Source organism: Nocardioides pyridinolyticus (assembly GCF_054653575.1).
This window is the reverse complement of sequence record NZ_BAAIFY010000006.1, coordinates 1-16347: the sequence shown is the minus strand read 5'-3', so window position 1 is coordinate 16347 and position 16347 is coordinate 1. Positions and strand designations below refer to the sequence as shown.

The 16347-nt window shown below is 71.9% G+C and carries 18 protein-coding genes and 2 pseudogenes; 12 read left to right on the top strand and 8 right to left on the bottom strand.

Annotated elements, in window-relative coordinates:
- Positions 1-60 precede the first annotated feature (60 nt).
- The 3 genes from ACYQ0U_RS07120 (at position 61) to ACYQ0U_RS07110 (ending at position 2219) form a co-directional block, all read left to right on the top strand.
- Positions 61-1383 carry an FAD-dependent oxidoreductase gene (locus ACYQ0U_RS07120; RefSeq protein ID WP_459971004.1) on the top strand — a complete coding sequence of 441 codons (1323 nt, stop codon included), beginning with the start codon at positions 61-63 and terminating at the stop codon, positions 1381-1383.
- Between the two features lie 10 nt (positions 1384-1393).
- Positions 1394-1651 carry a hypothetical protein gene (locus ACYQ0U_RS07115; protein WP_459971001.1) on the top strand — a complete coding sequence of 86 codons (258 nt, stop codon included), beginning with the start codon at positions 1394-1396 and terminating at the stop codon, positions 1649-1651.
- A gap of 79 nt (positions 1652-1730) precedes the next feature.
- Positions 1731-2219, top strand: a complete 489-nt coding sequence (locus ACYQ0U_RS07110) for an MSMEG_0572/Sll0783 family nitrogen starvation response protein (RefSeq protein ID WP_459970996.1) — start codon at positions 1731-1733, stop codon at positions 2217-2219.
- Between the two features lie 81 nt (positions 2220-2300).
- Here ACYQ0U_RS07110 and ACYQ0U_RS07105 read toward each other — a convergent pair whose 3' ends face one another.
- A complete protein-coding gene (locus ACYQ0U_RS07105) occupies positions 2301-2939 on the bottom strand; it encodes a hypothetical protein (protein WP_459970993.1) in 639 nt (212 codons plus the stop codon).
- Between the two features lie 221 nt (positions 2940-3160).
- On the opposite strand from ACYQ0U_RS07105, the gene ACYQ0U_RS07100 reads away from it, so the two are divergent.
- From ACYQ0U_RS07100 to ACYQ0U_RS07090, 3 genes are all read left to right on the top strand, one after another.
- Complete coding sequence (locus ACYQ0U_RS07100) at positions 3161-3829, top strand: response regulator (RefSeq protein WP_459970991.1); 669 nt, start codon at positions 3161-3163, stop codon at positions 3827-3829.
- Positions 3826-4986, top strand: a complete 1161-nt coding sequence (locus ACYQ0U_RS07095) for a GAF domain-containing sensor histidine kinase (RefSeq protein WP_459970987.1) — start codon at positions 3826-3828, stop codon at positions 4984-4986. The genes ACYQ0U_RS07100 and ACYQ0U_RS07095 overlap by 4 nt, the downstream gene beginning before the upstream one ends.
- A 153-nt stretch (positions 4987-5139) precedes the next feature.
- Positions 5140-6945, top strand: coding sequence for a hypothetical protein (locus tag ACYQ0U_RS07090; protein ID WP_459970984.1), 1806 nt, complete (start codon positions 5140-5142; stop codon positions 6943-6945).
- 4 nt (positions 6946-6949) lie between these two features.
- Here the strand turns inward: ACYQ0U_RS07090 and ACYQ0U_RS07085 are convergent, their stop codons facing one another.
- A complete protein-coding gene (locus ACYQ0U_RS07085) occupies positions 6950-7519 on the bottom strand; it encodes a mismatch-specific DNA-glycosylase (protein ID WP_459970982.1) in 570 nt (189 codons plus the stop codon).
- Here ACYQ0U_RS07085 and ACYQ0U_RS07080 point away from each other — a divergent pair.
- Positions 7518-8165, top strand: coding sequence for a flavin reductase family protein (locus ACYQ0U_RS07080; protein WP_459970980.1), 648 nt, complete (start codon positions 7518-7520; stop codon positions 8163-8165). The two genes, ACYQ0U_RS07085 and ACYQ0U_RS07080, sit on opposite strands and share 2 nt — an antisense overlap.
- 185 nt (positions 8166-8350) lie before the next feature.
- Here ACYQ0U_RS07080 and ACYQ0U_RS07075 read toward each other — a convergent pair whose 3' ends face one another.
- From ACYQ0U_RS07075 to ACYQ0U_RS07050, 6 genes and pseudogenes are all read right to left on the bottom strand, one after another.
- On the bottom strand, positions 8351-8746 hold the full coding sequence (locus ACYQ0U_RS07075; RefSeq protein WP_459970978.1) for a cupin domain-containing protein: 396 nt from the start codon (positions 8744-8746) through the stop codon (positions 8351-8353).
- A gap of 5 nt (positions 8747-8751) precedes the next feature.
- Positions 8752-9705, bottom strand: a complete 954-nt coding sequence (locus tag ACYQ0U_RS07070; RefSeq protein WP_459970976.1) for an acyl-CoA dehydrogenase family protein — start codon at positions 9703-9705, stop codon at positions 8752-8754.
- A complete protein-coding gene (locus tag ACYQ0U_RS07065; protein WP_459971401.1) occupies positions 9705-10550 on the bottom strand; it encodes an acyl-CoA dehydrogenase family protein in 846 nt (281 codons plus the stop codon). The genes ACYQ0U_RS07070 and ACYQ0U_RS07065 overlap by 1 nt, the downstream gene beginning before the upstream one ends.
- Positions 10547-10972 carry an acyl-CoA dehydrogenase family protein gene (locus tag ACYQ0U_RS07060; protein ID WP_459971399.1) on the bottom strand — a complete coding sequence of 142 codons (426 nt, stop codon included), beginning with the start codon at positions 10970-10972 and terminating at the stop codon, positions 10547-10549. Before ACYQ0U_RS07060 ends, ACYQ0U_RS07065 begins: the two co-directional genes overlap by 4 nt.
- A gap of 112 nt (positions 10973-11084) precedes the next feature.
- Positions 11085-11684, bottom strand: a pseudogene (locus ACYQ0U_RS07055) (acyl-CoA dehydrogenase family protein); the annotation flags it as partial.
- A complete protein-coding gene (locus ACYQ0U_RS07050; protein WP_459970974.1) occupies positions 11684-12322 on the bottom strand; it encodes an AMP-binding enzyme in 639 nt (212 codons plus the stop codon). The pseudogene ACYQ0U_RS07055 and the gene ACYQ0U_RS07050, both read right to left, overlap by 1 nt.
- Positions 12323-12417: 95 nt before the next feature.
- Here ACYQ0U_RS07050 and ACYQ0U_RS07045 point away from each other — a divergent pair, with 95 nt between their 5' ends.
- The 5 genes and pseudogenes from ACYQ0U_RS07045 to ACYQ0U_RS07025 form a co-directional block, all read left to right on the top strand.
- Positions 12418-14016, top strand: coding sequence for an SDR family oxidoreductase (locus ACYQ0U_RS07045; protein WP_459970972.1), 1599 nt, complete (start codon positions 12418-12420; stop codon positions 14014-14016).
- A gap of 10 nt (positions 14017-14026) precedes the next feature.
- A complete protein-coding gene (locus tag ACYQ0U_RS07040; RefSeq protein WP_459970970.1) occupies positions 14027-14620 on the top strand; it encodes a TetR/AcrR family transcriptional regulator in 594 nt (197 codons plus the stop codon).
- Positions 14617-15135, top strand: a pseudogene (locus ACYQ0U_RS07035) (thiolase family protein); the annotation flags it as partial. The gene ACYQ0U_RS07040 and the pseudogene ACYQ0U_RS07035, both read left to right, overlap by 4 nt.
- 76 nt (positions 15136-15211) lie before the next feature.
- The gene (locus tag ACYQ0U_RS07030; protein ID WP_459971397.1) at positions 15212-15781 is read left to right on the top strand and encodes an acetyl-CoA C-acetyltransferase; all 570 of its coding nucleotides are present in this window, start codon (positions 15212-15214) and stop codon (positions 15779-15781) included.
- Positions 15782-15881: 100 nt separating this feature from the next.
- Positions 15882-16347 (top strand): allene oxide cyclase barrel-like domain-containing protein (locus ACYQ0U_RS07025; RefSeq protein ID WP_459970968.1); only part of this gene is annotated, 466 nt, incomplete at its 3' end.

The following is a 16347-nucleotide window of genomic DNA, read 5'->3' as shown; positions in this document are numbered from 1 at the left end:
AATTTACTATCGGAAACAGCCATTGCAGATGCGATGCATGGCAGAGAGTGAGCACTGCACGTGAAGGTCGTTGTGATCGGCGGCGGGGCCGCGGGACTCGGGGTGGCCGGAGCCGCGAAGGGGCAGGACCCCTCGGTGGAGACCGTGGTCTACACCGAGTACGAGGACGTGGCGTACAGCCCGTGCGGCATCCCCTTCGTCCACGGCAAGGAGATCGAGTCCTTCGAGAAGCTCTTCCTCGCCACCAAACAGCAGTACGTGGACGCCGGCATCGACGTGCGCTACGAGACGACCGTCGAGAGCATCGACACCAGGTCGAAGACGATCAAGGTCACCGGCGAGGGGGAGGTGGCCTACGACAAGCTGGTGCTCGCCACCGGGTGGAACTACGACACCCCGGATGTCCCAGGGGCCGACCTCGGCGGCATCTACCACGTGAAGAACATCCGTGAGGCGATGAAGTGGGACCAGTTCATGGACACGGTGAAGAAGGCCGTGGTCGTGGAGTCCGGGCCGATCGCGATGGAGATGGTGTCCGCCCTCAAGCACCGCGGCATCGACGTCACGCTGGTCGACCCGGGCCCGTGGCCGATGGCCGACGTGATCGACCCCGACATCGTCGAGCCGGTTCGCGCGGACTGGGAGCAGGCAGGTGTGCACCTGAAGTTCGGCGAGCACGTCACAGCCTTCCGCGGCGAGGGCACACTCACCCACGTCAGCACATCCTTCGGTGACGTCGAGGCGCAGCTGGCCGTCATCGGCAGCCACAAGGTGGCGAACAGCGCGTTGGCCCACGCGGCGGGCATCACCCTGGGGAGCACCGGCGGCATCGCGGTCGACCCGCACATGCGGACCTCCGATCCGGACGTCTACGCGGCCGGCGACTGCGCCGAGATCCCCCACGGCGTCTCCAACGTCCCGCTGCAGGGGTTGTCGGGCAGCCACGCGTACGCCCAGGGCAAGACCGCGGGCATCAACGCAGCCGGTGGGAACCGCGTGCACAACCCGGTGTTCGTGCCGTGGGGCATGCTCGCCGGCGAGTGGATGATCGGCGGGGTCTCCTTCGGCGAGACGCTGGCGACAGCTCTCGGTCTCCCCTTCGTCACCGGGGTCGCGGACGGCATCACCCGGGCGCGCTACTACCCGGGCGTGAAGCCGATCAAGGTCAAGCTGCTCGCGGACCCCAGCACCCGGCGGCTCATCGGGGCGCAGATGATCGGTGGTGAGGGGATCAAGGAACGCGCCGACTTCCTCGGCATCGTGGCGCGGACCGGAGTCACGGTCGACACGCTCGCCACCATGGAGAACGTCTACTCGCCGGCGATCGGCGCCCTGAACGAACCCATCGCGCTAGCGGCGCAAGCCCTCGTGGCGAAGCTCTGAGGCGGGCAGCGTGTCGTTCTCACGATGGCTCCGATCCAACTCCGAGCACGCCCTGCTGCGTGACGCCCAGGGCCGGATGGCGGCCAAGTACGGCGCCAACCCGCCGGTCGGTCCGCACGGCCTGAAGGACCGCTGGTGGCGGCAGGTGTTCGCTCCGGTCTACCGGGTCCTCCCGTGGAGGGTCCGCAGGGTCGCCATGCAGTCCATCCCCGGGAGCCACCGCATGGGGTGGCCCAAGCCGGAGTACCTCCCGCCCGGCCAGCAATGACCCCCTGCGTGCCGGCGTGAGCCGGAGGCAGGTCAGCCCCAACCGGCTCGCATCGCCAACCTCTGCAAAGGAGCATCACATGCCGAAGACAGTCACCATCGACCCGCCCCAGGAAGGCGACATCCTCTTCAACATCGAGGAGAAGGTCTTCCCCGACTACAAGGCCAACGAAGGCGAGAAGGCCTACGTCTTCATGCACACGGTCCCGTTCGAGGGCTCGGTCGGCCTGGTCAACATGCTGACGGCCACCCGCCTGCAGCGGAAGGGATTCGAGGTCAACTTCATCCTCTATGGCCCCGGCGTGCTCATGGCGTCGGCCGCCCGCGGTTACCCCTCGGTCGGCACCGAGGGCTTTCCGGGCAACCTCGGGTACAACAAGCAGCTCAAGACCCTCATCGACGAAGGAGCCAAGGTCTACGCCTGTCGCTTCGCGATGGGTGCGCTCTACGGCATGCGCGAGGACGACCTGATCAAGGGCGTCATCCCGTTCAACCCGCTCGACGTGCTCGACGCGAACATCCAGGCCTGGCGTGAGAAGGCCATCGTGTTCTCGACCTGGACAGTCTGAGCATCATCACACCGACGATGCCCCGTCGCCGGGAGGCTACGGGGCATCGCCGTGCGCCTCGACGGCCGAGAGTCCGGAGCGTCAGGGACGCGGCAGGGGGTTGTGCCAGACCGGGGCAGTGTCCGGGTCCCCGGCCCGTGGTCGCGCCTCCGAGGTCACGCGCCCTTGCAGTTCATCCCACAACGAGTCGAACCTGCGGCAGAGCCATCGGGCCACCCGGCCTGCGAGGCCCGTATGGGGCAGGTGCGGGTGCGGGCGGGTCTGGGAGGACTCCACCGTGCTGGCGAAGCGATCGCGCAGGCGGGCCTCGGTCTCGCCGTCCAGGTGCTGACCGAGCGTCATCACGAGCCGTCGTTCGGTCGAGGCCATCCGGGCCAGCCGGTCTCCCACTGTGGACCACACGGAACTCCACGGCTCGGAGGTGCACTGGGCCTGGCCGTACAGCTTGGTGTGGGCCGTGACCAGCGCCTGCTCGAGCCGCTTGCATTCACGCACGACGTCACGGACCTCGGCGTCGCCGCCGGCCAGGTGGTCCTTCACCGCGGGGAGCAGGACGCCGGTGGTGGCGGCGAGGTGTCGGCTGGTCGCGGCGAGGAACCGGTCCGCGTTCACCCGCATCTCGCCGGGCTGGTGCGCGCCGGAGTCGCGGTTCGCTGCTCGACCGAGGAGGCCCAGCAGGGCCGCCTGGCGGGACTCGACTTCGTGCAAGAGGGTCTGCATCGCTGCGCCTTTCGAACGTGAGAGCAAGGTGCTTCGAGTGTTGGGTCGACTTCACAAGCGCACAAGGTTGAGATCCACCTCACCCGGCCTCTCACCCGACCGTGTCAGGCGGGGTCGGCAGCGGGCGTGTCACGGTGGCACTCACCCTCGTGGGTGGAGCCATGGGTGAGATTCCCTCGGGAGCGGAGAATGTCGCTGTCACCCGCACTACCGTGGGCTGCATGCCGGTCACGCCCGAGCACCGCATGCGTCTCGTCCTGGTCGACGACCACGAGATGGTGCTGCACGGGCTGGACGCGATGCTCGGACACTTTCCCGACCAGGTGCAGGTCGTCGGGCACGCGACGACGGCCGCTGCCGCGCTGACGCTGGTGGCCGAGGAGACGCCTGACGTGGTCCTGTGCGACGTCCGCATCGGGAAGGAGAGCGGCCTGGATCTCTGCAAGCAGATCACGACGCAGTACCCGGACACCAAGGTCGTCCTGCTCACGGTCTACGACGACGAGCACTACCTCTTCCAGGCGCTTCGCGTCGGGGCCTCCGGCTACGTCCTCAAGCGCATCGACGGGCAGGAGCTCGTCGGACACCTGCGTCGCGTGCGCGAGGGTGAGACGGTCGTCGACCATGCGCTGGCCGGACGCGTGGCCCTCTCGGCGGCACGTCTCAGCTCCGGCGAGTTCTGGCCGGGCGCGCACGTCGGCCTGACCCAGCGCGAGTCCGAGGTGCTGGAGCTGCTGGTGTCGGGCCACTCGAACAAGGGCGTCGCGAGCAAGCTGGTCGTCAGCGAAGACACCGTCAAGACCCACATCCGCGGCCTGTACCGCAAGCTCGGGGTCTCCGACCGCAGCGGCGCGATCTCGGTGGCGCTGCGTGAGGGACTCTTCCGTTGAGCCCCCCAGCCGGAGCGGCCCTCGGCGCCGAGGGCATCGCCCGGCTGCTCGACGCCGAGGGCGTGCTGATCTTCGCCAGCGACGGCCAGGACCTCACAATCGCGGACATGTGGCCGACGCACCCGTCCGCCGGGTCGCTGCGCCTGCCGGTCGGCTTCGGGGTCACCGGCCTGGTTGCGCGCAACGGCTCACCGGTCCTGCTGGTGGAGGACTCGCCGCGCAACGCCCTGCACCGGCAGCTGCTCCGGCTCGAGCCGCGGCAGACCGTCGCTCGGATCTGTGTGCCGCTTCGGGGTCTCGAGGAGTGCATCGTCGGCGTCCTGGCCGCACACCGAAGTCCCGAGCGCCCCTTCGCTGAGGCCGACGTGGCTCGAGCGGAGCCGTACGCGTCGGCACTCGGCCTGCGGTTGCACGCGGAGCGGCTGTGGCGGGCCGTCAACCAGCACCGCACGGAGCGCGATCGGCTGATCAAGCAGGCGATCTCCGCGCAGGAGGCGGAGCGTCGCCGCATCGCGTTCGATCTCCACGACGGCGTGACCACGGCCTTGGCCTCGATGTCGTTCCACCTCTCCGCCGCCGACCTCACGGTGTCCGAGCTGGCAGCGGTCTCCGACCTGACGACACCCGTGCTGGAGCGCGCCCGTGCCGAGCTGGTGAGCGCTCGCGAGCTCGCCGACCTGGCGTACAACCAGACGCGCGCCGCCATCTCCGGCCTGCACAGCCTCGTGCTCGACGACCTCGGCCTGGTCGCCGCGATGGAGTCGCTCGTCCAGACCGCGACGGCTGGGGAGAGCGCGCCCTCCATCGAGCTGGTCGTGGATCCGGCCGCTGCGCTCGACGGCATCTCCGACCACGCCGCTGCGGCGCTGTACCGGATCGCCCAGGAGGCCCTGGCCAACGCGGTCAAGCACGCGGAGGCGGACCGGGTCGTGCTCTCGGTGCGCCGGGTGGGCGACTCGATCGTGCTCGGCTGTGCCGACGACGGGAAGGGCTTCGACCCGGCGGAACGCCGGACCGCCCGGGCGCTGGACGCCGACGGGAAGCAGCACTTCGGGCTGAGCTCGATCGCCGAGCGGTGTGCGCTCATCGAGGCGTCGCTGCGGATCGAGTCCGTTCCGGACCGGGGCACGACCCTTCTCGTCGAGGTGCCGCTCTGAGGAGCAGCGAGGCGTGCGGCACGATCGGTGTGGACCGCCCGACGGCTTCCGTGCGTTCCGATCCCCGCGCGCCCGCTGCGTCGCATCATGTTCGGCCACAGCCCTCGCAGCCGGGACGAGCGGCGATGGATCCGACCGTCATGGGGTGACCGCATGGTTCTGGTACGACGTGCTCTGGTGGCCGCGCTGGCCCTGCTGCTCGCGGGCATCGGGTGGTCGTCTGCCCGCGCGAGCGGGCCCCCGGGAGCCGAGACGGCTCCCTCGCTCGTCGCCCGGGGGCTGCCCGGCCCCGCCTCCGACGCGGGCCGTGTCGGTCCCGGTGCCGACCTGGGCCAGTACGCCGGGAGCATCACGCCGGGCGCGATCGGCATCGCGCGCCAGCCGGCGCTCGCCACGTCGGGTGCGGCGGACGGCATCCAGATCGGGAAGTACGCCACGACCGAGCCCGTGTCGGCGGCCGTCGCGCTCGTGCGGGGCGACGTGGTGGTTGCGCTGCTGCCGGGCGCCGAGATGCCGGCGGCGGCCGGCGTCTACGACTTCGAGTTCCAGGCCGCCGACGGCTCGCCGGCCCCGCTCGACTTCGCGGCCGGGGACCAGCTCGCGCTCCTCAACGAGTCCGCCATCCCGCTCCCCGTGATCGGGCGCGACAGCTCCTCCTACGCCGAGCAGGAGTGCGATCTCCCGGACGGCGCGAGCACGGTCTCCGGGTGCAGCATCGCCACGGTCTCGTGGCGCCTGCAGGTGGCCCTGACGGTGGGCGCCAGCGACCCCGGCGACCCCGGTGAGCCCGGCGACCCCGGCGACCCCGGCGACTCGGGCGGCTCCCTCGACCCCGGTGACCCCGGCGACCCGGGCGACCCCGGTGACCCGGGCGAGCCCGGCGCGCCGGTCGACGACTGCCCGTCCGGGATCCTGGCGGACGGGTGGCGGAAGCCGGTGCGGGCCAAGCTGCCGGCCAAGCTGGTCGACTTCGACCTGGCCAGGGACGGTTCGGGGCGGGTGCGCGGCACGCTCGTGAAGTCACTGACCGACGATCTGGTCGAGGTGCTGCCCAGCGGCCGCGGGGCACGGTACGCCAGCGCGGCGCGCTCGGCGGCGTACTCACTGGCCGGAGCCGAGCAGGCCGTGGTGTGGTCCGAGCAGCACAACGTGACCCTCGACAACGGGCTCCTCATGTCCTGCCAGGCCGCCTACGCCACGCACACGCCCGGCGGACCGGCGCAGCCGATCCTGTGGTCGAAGTCCAGTGGCCTCGCGGACATCGACGCGGCGGTGGACTCCGACGGACGGCTGGCCGTGGTGGCGACCAACGCCGCTCCGCTGCTCCAGAACGTGCGCGCCGTGTACTGGGGTGGCATGCGCCGCGACGGTGCGTACCGGCTCGCCGGCGACGGTCAGGTCCTGCCGCTGCGCGGGGTCGAGACGGTCCGCGTCGCGGCGGCCCGCGGCCGCGTCGTCCTCGCCGTCGCGGGACGCGGCGTCCTGGCCGTGTACGCCGGCCCGACCCTGGGTCCGCTGAAGCCAGTGCACTCGGCGCGGGGGGTCGACGCGGCGTCGATGGACGTGGCGGTCGGACGGGGCGGGACCCCCGTCGCGGCGTACTCGCGGGACGGCCGGCTGCGCCTGCTCGTGGGTGGTCGCGAGATCGACACCCGCTACCCGGCGTACGGCGCGGCCCTGGCGCTGTCCCGCTCGGGGAGGGTCGCCCATCTGGCGTGGTCGGTGAAGCCGACCGCGGCGCCGTGTCAGGGGTCGAGCGGCATGCTGTACGACTGCGCCGGGCGCAACGGCCTCCTGGTCGCCGACGCCGCCCTGCGCAACGGTCGGCCCCGGCACGTGCGGCTCGCGGCGACGTTCGCCCACGCGGTCGCACCGCAGGTCGTCGTCGGCCCCGGCGGGGCGCACGCCGTCTTCGTCTCGTCGACCAGCCGCCGACTCAAGGTGGTGCCGGTGTCGTGAGGAGTCAGGCGGCGAGCGCAGCCAGGTCGCGCCACCAGGAGAGGCGGTTGGGCCGGCCGTCGTAGTCCTTGCGCTGGTTGGCGCCGCTCACGCCCGGGAGCACGAAGACCTGGGCGGGACCGAGGTACCAGTCGGCCGGGCCGAGGCCCGGCTTGCGGACGCCGACCGCTCGTGCGGCCTCGTGGGCGACGCCCTTGCTGGTGAACGCGAGCCACTCGGGCTGCCACCGCTCGAGCTTCCCGACGAGCGCGTCGATCTCCACCCAGCGGGGATCCCAGTGCCCGACCAGGTCGGTGAGGCCGAGGCCGAGGTCGGCGACGAGGACGTCCTCGTCGGGGCGCAAGCGGCGCGGGGAGAGACCGCTGAGGTGCAGCGACTCCCAGAAGCTGTTGCCCGGCGTCTCGTAGTAGTGGTCCCGCAGCTTCGTGCTCGCCGCGCCGGCCAGCCCGCAGAAGACGATCACGGGCTCGGGGGCGACGATGTCGGGCAGGACCTCCACGGTCAGCGAGCGTACGGCCAGGCCCGCTGGGGTCACGACTTCGGCGCGGGAGCGCAGTGAGACGATCGGTCCCATGAGCTCGGAACCCGGTCGCGAGATCCCCGAGGGCATGAGCCCGGACGCGGGCGACACGTGGCCGAGCCCGGAGCTGGTCTGCTCGTGGCTGGGCGACCAGGACATCGACTTCGAGTTCCGCCCCGGCGAGGACGTCGCGGTCCACGACGACCCGGAGCACGTCGCCGCCGCGCGGCGCTTCCGCGACGTGCTGGGGCGGTTCGCCTCGGGCGTCACGGTCGTCACCGGGATGTCGGGCGGGGAGCCGGCCGGCATGACCTGTCAGTCCTTCTCGAGCGTGTCGCTCGAGCCGCCGCTGGTGATGTTCATCCCGGCGAAGTCCTCGCGGGCATGGCCGCTGATCCAGCGCTCGGGGAGGTTCTGCGTGAACTTCCTGGCCGCCGACCAGGCCGAGCTGTCCAACACGATGGCCAGCCGGGGTCTCGACAAGTTCGCCGACGTGAAGTGGACGCCGTCCCGGGAGACCGGCTCACCGATGCTCGACGGGGCGCTGGCCCAGGTCGACTGCTCGATCCAGGCCGTGCACGAGGCGGGTGACCACTACCTGGTCGTGGGACGGGTGCTCGACCTGATCGCGCACGACGAGGGCGAGCAGGAGCCGCTGCTGTTCTACCGCGGGGAGTACCGGAGCACCGACGCCCGCTGAGGAACCGGGCGTCTCCGGGCGCTGTCAGATCCGAGTGCGTGACTGGTTGGCTGTCCAGGCCGGCCAGTCCTCGGTGGTGTCGTCGGCGGTCGTCTCGGGCTGGGTCGCGAGCGTCTCGTTGGCGTCCACGACTCGACTTTACAAGGGCTCTGGCAACGCGAGGGCAGCCGGGCCCGAGGCGCCGGTCACTCGGCGTGCGGCGGCGGCGCCGTGTCCACGTTCACCGTCGGGATGCCGCCGCCCACGCGGGCGATGACCGCGAGGGACGGCTCGCTGCCCGGGTTCGACTCACGGTGCACGGTCCACGCCGGCACGTGCACGAAGTCCCCGGCGACCGCGTCGAGCCAGCCCTCGTGACCCTCGAACTCCAGGCGCAGCACGCCCCGGACGACGTAGAGCGAGGACTCGTTGCGGTCGTGGTGGTGCCAGCCCGAGACGACGCCGGGGGCCGTCTCCGCCTGGCCGGCCCAGAGCAGCGGCAGGTCGAAGGCCAGCTCGCGGTCCACGCCCGGCGTCGGGTCGGCCGCGACCAGGTCGGCCGGACCTAGTACCCGCACCGGCCGGGGGAGCTCGAGACCCATGGGGCTCACAGTGCCACAACCGCGCGGTGCGCGTGCGGAGCACCGAAGAGCTGGGCCAGGGCGTGGGCGCGCTTGAAGACCAGGTGCGCGTCGTGCTCCCACGTGATCGCGATGCCTCCGTGCAGCTGGATGGTCTCGCCGGCGACCCGGGAGGCGGCGTCGCAGCAGTAGGACTTCGCCACGTGGGCGAGCTCCTCGGCATCGTCGGCGCCCGTCGCGAGCGCGTACGACGCCGCCCACGACGCCGAGCGCGCCATCTCCGCGAGCACCAGCATGTCGGCCATCCGGTGCTTGAGCGCCTGGAAGGAGCCGATCGGCCGGCCGAACTGCACGCGCTCCTGCGCGTACGCCACGGTCATGTCGAGCGCGCGAGCCGCGAGACCGGTGGCGAGGGCGGCACACCCCACCGCTCCGACCAGCCGCGCCCGCTCCCGGGCCGCCGGTCCGTCGCCGATCCGGATGCGCTCACCGCCGGTGACCCTGGCGAGGCGGATCGTCTGGTCCATCGACGGGACCCAGGTCGTGTCGGCGCCGGTGACCTCGTAGAGGCCGTCGTCGTCGGCCAGCAGCACCATCGCGGCGAGGTCGCCGTCGAGGACCGGCCCGTCGCCGTCCACGAACGCCGCGACCTCGCCGACCGCGAGGCGCGGCAGCAGCCGGGCCTGCGCCTGCTCGTCGGCACCCGCGAGCAGCGCCTCGGTCGTCACCAGGGAGGAGAGCAGGGGAGTGGGTGCGAGCGACCGCCCGAGCTCCTCGAGCACGACCGCGGTCTCGAAGAGCGAGGCGCCGAAGCCGCCGTGTTCCTCGGGCACAGCGAGCGCCGCGACGCCGATCTGCTCGCACAGCGTCCACCACAGCGCCTCGTCGTACCGCTCCACGCGCGGGTCGGCCCGCTTGGCCAGCAGCGCCCGGACGGTCGCCGCAAGCTCCTGCTGCTCCTCCGAGAGCGCGAACTCCATCAGAGCAGCCCTTCCAGCAGTCGCGCGCGGTGGTACGCCGGCGTGCCCCACGCCGTGACCAGCGCCCGCACCTTCGTCAGCCACAGGCCGAGGTCGAGCTCCTGGGTGTAGCCGATCGCGCCGTGCACCTGGAGTCCGGTGCGGGAGGCGCGGTACGCCGCGTCGCCGGCCGCCACCTTCGCCGCCGAGGCCGGGACCTCGCCGAGCGCGGCACCGAGGACCAGTGGGCGGGCGAAGTCGAGGGCGGTCCGCACGTCGGCCAGTGCGTGCGTGATCGCCTGGTAGGACCCGATCTGGCGGCCGAACTGCCGGCGCTGCGTGGCGTAGGTGACCGAGTCGGCGAGGATCCGCTCGCCGGCGCCCAGGAGCTGGGCCGAGACGGCGAGGACGGCCCGGTCGAACGCCTCGGCCTCGATCTCTCCCTCGCCGATGACGCGGAACAGGCGGCGGGTGCGGTCCACCGAGCCGACCCGCTCGCCGAGCTCGGTGACGCGGGTGTCGCCGACGTACACCTCGTCGGCGACGTCGGCGTCCAGGGCGTACGGCACGTGCGGCGGGAGGGCGACCGTGGCGATGCCGTCGGTCCGGCCGAGGTACGCGATCGACTCGACCCACGGTCCCGGGACCGCGTGGTGACCGAGCCGCTCGAACGCGACGACGAGGAAGACCGGCTCGTCGGCCAGCGCGGGCACGCCCATCTCGGCGAGCCGGCCCCAGAGCTCGAGGCCGGGCCCGTGGTCGCCCTCGGCCCAGGCGCGGGCGACCCCCCCGGTGCCGGCGTCGGCCAGGAGCGCGTCCAGTGCAGACGCGAGGTCCCGTTGGTCGTCGTCGAGCTCGAACCTCACGTCCGCGCCTCCCGGGGCAGTCCGAGGATGCGCTCGGCCACGATGTTGCGCTGGATCTCGTTGGTGCCGGCGTAGATCGGCCCGGACAGCGAGAACGTGTAGCCGTCGAGCCAGGGGGACTCGACCTCGGCCTCGGGGCCGAGCAGGTCGAGCGCGGTCTCGTGGAGGGCCACGTCGAGCCCGGACCAGAAGACCTTGTTCACCGACCCGGCGGCCCCCAGGTCGCCGCCCCGGGCGAGGCGCGTGACGGTGCCCCACGTGTAGAGCCGGTAGGCCTGGGCGCCGAGCCAGGCGTCGACGACACCGTCGGCGTGCTCGGGCTGCGGGTTGCGGCGGTAGAGGTCGAGGAGCCGTTCCGCCGCGGCGCAGAACCGTCCGGGGGAGCGCAGCGAGAGGCCGCGCTCGTTGCCCGCGGTGGACATCGCGACGCCAGCCGTCGCCGGGCGCGCCGAGCACGTCGCCGTCGGGGACGAACACGTCCTCGAAGAACACCTCGGCGAAGCCGGGCTCGCCGTCGAGCTGCGCGATCGGGCGGACCGTGATGCCGGCGGCGTCCAGCGGGAAGAGGAAGTAGGTCAGGCCCGCGTGCCGTCGCGCGTCGGGGTCGGAGCGGAAGAGCCCGAAGCCCCAGTGGGCGAAGGCGGCCCGCGACGACCAGGTCTTCTGCCCGTTGAGCACCCAGCCGCCGCGCGCGTCGTCGCGCCGGGCGGTGGAGCGCAGCGACGCGAGGTCGGAGCCGGCCTCGGGCTCGGACCAGCACTGGGCCCAGATCTTCTCGCCGGTCGCCATCGACGGCAGGAACCGGTCCTGCTGCTCCTGGGTGCCGTGGTCGAAGAGGAGGGGGGAGAGCAGGAAGATGCCGTTCTGGGACACCCGTCCGGGCGCACCGGCCCGGTAGTACTCCTCCTCGAAGATCACCCACTCCACGAGCGACGCGCCACGGCCGTGGTACTCCTCGGGCCAGGACACGACCGCCCAGCGGGCGTCGGCGAGCGTGCGCTCCCACTCCTGGTGAGCGACGAAGCCCTCCGCGGTGTCCATCGACGGCAGCGGCTCGGCCGGGACGTGCGCGGCCAGCCAGGCACGCGCCTCGGTCTGGAACGCGAGCTCGGCGTCCGACAGGTGCAGGTCCATCAGGATCCCCTCAGCTGGTCCTTCAGCACCTTGCCGGACAGGTTCCGCGGCAGCGCGTCGACCACCTCCACGTGCCGGGGCACCTTGAAGTTGGCGAGCCGCTCCCGCGCGAACGCGATCACCTCCTCGGGCGCCGCCGAGCCGACGACGTACGCCGTGCCGACCTCGCCCATCCGCTCGTCGGGCACGCCGACCACCGCGACGTCGTCGACGCCCTCCATCCGGGCCAGGGCCTGCTCGACCTCGGCGGGATAGACGTTGAAGCCCCCGGAGATGTACATGTCCTTGAGCCGGTCGGTGACCGACAGGTTGCCGTCCGCGTCGAGCACGCCGACGTCGCCGGTGTGCAGCCAGCCGTCGGCGTCGATGGCCTCGGCCGTCGCCCCGGGGTCGTCGAGGTAGCCGAGCATGACGTAGTCGCCGCGCACCAGCAGCTCGCCCGCCCCAGAGTCGGAGGACGCGGCGATCCGCGTCTCCATACCCGGGATCGCGCGGCCGTTGGTGGTCGCGACGATCTCGGCGGAGTCGCCCTCGCGGCACATCGTGACCATGACGGCCTCGGTCATCCCGAACGCGGTCAGGACCTGGTCGATGCCCAGGCCCTGCGGCGCGGAGGCGCGCATCCGCTCGATCAGCACGACGGGGACGACGGCGGCGCCGGTCGCCGCGAGCCGCAGCGACGAGAGGTCGCGGAGGGCCCGACGGGGGCTGCGGCCTGAGCCTGTTCCAGCAGGTGATCTTCCACGAGGAGTACGCCCGCGCGGACGCGCCGGTGCGGGTCAACCACCTCGGCGAGGAGCTGCTCGGCCCGACGCTGATGGCCTTCGGCACCGAGGAGCAGCGGGCCCGGTTCCTGCCGAAGATCGTCGCGGTCGAGGAGCTGTGGGCGCAGGGCTACTCCGAGCTGGACGCCGGGTCCGACCTGGCCAACGTGCAGACCAAGGCCCGTCTCGCAGGGGACGAGTGGGTGATCGACGGGCAGAAGGTGTGGACGTCGAACGCCCACCTGAGCCAGTGGGCCTTCGTGCTCTGCCGCACCGAGCCGGGCTCGGTGCGGCACCGGGGGCTGTCGTTCCTGCTGGTCCCGCTGGACCAGGACGGCGTCGGGGTTCGCCCGATCGAGCAGCTCACCGGCGGCTCGGAGTTCAACGAGGTCTTCTTGACCGGCGCCCGCACGTCCGCCGACCTCGTCGTCGGCGAGCCCGGCGACGGGTGGCGGGTCGCGATGGCGCTGCTCGGCTTCGAGCGCGGCGTCTCGGTCCTCGCGCAGGTCGTCGGGTTCGCCCGCCAGCTCGAGGGCGTCGTCGACCGTGCCCGGGACAACGGCGCCATCGACGACCCGGTCCTCCGCGACCGGCTGGCGCAGCTCAAGGTCGAGCTCGGCGCGATGAGGTCCCAGGCGCTGCGGGGGCTGTCGTCCGCCGCACCCGGCGGTGACTCGATCTTCAAGCTGGTCTGGTCGAACTGGCACAAGAGGCTGGGCGAGGTGGCCATGGACATCGTCGGCGCCGCCGGACTGACCGCGGGGTGCGCCGTACGAGCTCGACCGCTGGCAGCGGCTGTTCCTCTTCTCGCGCGCCGACACGATCTACGGCGGCAGCGACGAGGTCCAGCGCAACATCCTCGCCGAGCGGGTGCTCGGCCTACCCCGAGAGGCACGCGGATGACGGTCCCCGACTACGTCCCGGGACACGACCTGCTCAACGGCAAGGTCGTCGTGACAGCCGCCGCCGGCGCGGGCATCGGCGCCGACCGCGTGCGATCTCTGGTCTGCGACGTCACCGACGAGGCCCAGGTGACCGCGCTCCTCGACGCGGCAGACGGGCTCGGCGGAGTGGACGTCATGGTCAACAACGCCGGTCTCGGCGGCACGGCGAACATCCTGGAGATGACCGACGACCAGTGGTCCCGGGTCCTCGACATCACGCTGACCGGCACGTTCCGCTGCATCCGCGCCGCCGGCGCCCGCATGGTCGCCGCCGGGACGAGGGGCGTGATCGTCAACAACGCCTCGGTGATCGGGTGGCGTGCGCAGGAGGGGCAGGCGCACTACGCGGCGGCGAAGGCCGGCGTGATGGCGCTGACCCGCTGCGCGGCGCTCGACCTGGCGCCGCACGGCATCCGCGTCAACGCGGTGTCCCCGAGCCGGGCGATGCACGCGTTCCTCGCCAAGGTCACTTCCGACGACCTGCTGGCCGAGCTGACGGACCGCGAGGCGTTCAAGCGCGCGGCCGAGCCGTGGGAGGTCGCGAACGTGATGGTGTTCCTCGCCAGCGACTACGCGTCGTACATGACCGGCGAGGTGGTCGCCGTGAGCTCCCAGCAGCCGTGAGGATGTAGCCATGAGTGCCGATCCGGTCCCCGCCAACTCCCGCCGCGACGAGCTGCTGGCCATCGCGGCCGGGTTGTTCGCCGAGAAGGGGTTCAAGAACACGACCGTGCGCGACATCGCGGACGCGGCCGGGATCCTGTCGGGCAGTCTCTACCACCACTTCGACTCCAAGGAGTCGATGGTCGACGAGATCCTCCGGACCTTCCAGGAAGAGCTGTTCGGGCAGTACGACGCGATCCTGGCCGGCGACCTGGGCCCGTTGGCCAAGCTGGAGCAGGCCGTGGTCGTCTCCTTCGACGCGATCGACCGGCACCGTGACGAGGTGGCGATCTTCCAGAACGACGCCGCCTACCTGCTGACGTTCGACCGGTTCGCCTACCTCGGTGACCGCAACCGCCAGTCGCGCGAGGTGTGGCTGGCCCTGCTCCAGAACGGCGTCGACGCCGGGGTCCTGCGCGACGACCTCGACCTGGAGCTCACCTACCGCTTCATCCGGGACACGGTGTGGGTGGCCGTCTCCTGGTACCGGCCCGGCGGGCGCCGCACGCACACGGAGATCGCGCGGCAGTACCTGTCGATCCTGCTTGACGGGATCCGTTCGTGACCGACGCCTACATCGTCGATGCGGTCCGCACGCCGGTCGGCAGGCGCGGCGGCGCCCTCGCGGAGGTGCACTCCGCCGACCTGGCGGCGCACACGCTGTCCGCGCTGATGCGCCGGACGGGGGTCGACCCGGGAGCCGTCGACGACGTGATCCTCGGGTGCTGCGACACCATCGGCTCGCAGGCCGGCGACGTCGCGCGCACGGCCTGGCTGGTCGCCGGGCTGCCCGACCACGTGCCGGGCGTGACCATCGACCGGCAGTGCGGCTCCTCCCAGCAGGCCGTGCACTTCGCCGCCCAGGGCGTGCTCTCGGGCACGCAGGACCTCGTGGTCGCCGGGGGAGTGCAGAACATGAGCGCGATCCCGATCTCCGCGGCCATGCTGGTCGGTCGGCAGTACGGCTTCTCGACGCCGTTCGCGGAGTCGCCCGGGTGGCGGGAGCGGTACGGCGACCAGGAGGTCGGCCAGTTCCGCGCCGCCGAGATGATCGCGGAGAGGTGGGACCTCTCGCGCGCGGAGATGGAGGAGTTCGCGCTCGCCTCGCACGAGCGGGCGCGCACCGCGATCGCCGAGGGGCCGGTTCAAGGACGAGATCGAGCCGGTCGCCCTTGCCGACGGGCAGAGCTTCGACACCGCCCAGTGCCCGCGGGAGACGTCGCTGGCGCAGATGACCGCGCTCGAGCCGCTGGCGCCCGGCGGCCGGATCACCGCGCCGGTGGCGTCACAGATCTCCGACGCGTCGAGCGCGGTGCTGATCGCCAGCGACACCGCCGTACGCGACCACGGGCTGACGCCGCGGGCGCGCATCCACCACCTCTCGGTGCGCGGCGACGACCCGGTCTGGATGCTCACCGGCCCGATCCGTGCGACCAAGCACGCGCTCGACCGGTCCGGGCTGGCGGTCGAGGACATCGACCTGTTCGAGTGCAACGAGGCGTTCGCGCCCGTCGTGCTCGCCTGGATGCGCGAGACCGGTGCGCCGCACGAGAAGGTGAACGTCAACGGCGGCGGCATCGCGCTCGGCCACCCGATCGGCGCCACCGGCACCCGCCTGATGACCACCCTGCTCAGCGAGCTCGAGCGCACCGGCGGCCGCTACGGCCTCCAGACGATGTGTGAGGGCGGCAGTCAGGCCAACGTGACCGTCATCGAGCGGCTCTGACGCGAGATACCCACTCTTGTCGATGCGCCGGCACGCTCCCACCGACTAGATCGGGAGGGGCGGCGTCCGCATCGGGCGGACGCGCCGAAGGGAGACTGAGATGCTGGTACGTCTGGCGGCAACGGGTGCGGTCCTGGGAGTGGTGGCACTGGCGGCGGGTTCCGCGGGACCCGCGACCGGTCACGGAGGCGGGGGCGGAGGCCACGACCACGGGCACACGCTGCGGGTGCTCTCGACCAACACGGAGGAGGCGTTCGTGGACGTCGGCGAGCCGGACTTCAGCCTCGGCGATCAGTTCGTCTTCACCTCAGAGCTCACCAAGCGCGGGAGGACGGTCGGCCACACGGGCGTCGTGTGCACCGTGACCTCGGTCGAGCGCAACGAGTCCCAGTGCGCCGGGACCGCGTGGTTCGAGAAGGGGCAGATCGCGATCCAGGGCCTCATCTCGGGCGAGCCCGAGCGGTTCTCGTTCCCGATCACCGGTGGTACGGGCGTGTTCGAGAGCGCGGGAGGCACCCTCGTGGTCACTGAGCTGTCCGACACCGAGGAGCTGCTGACCTTCCACC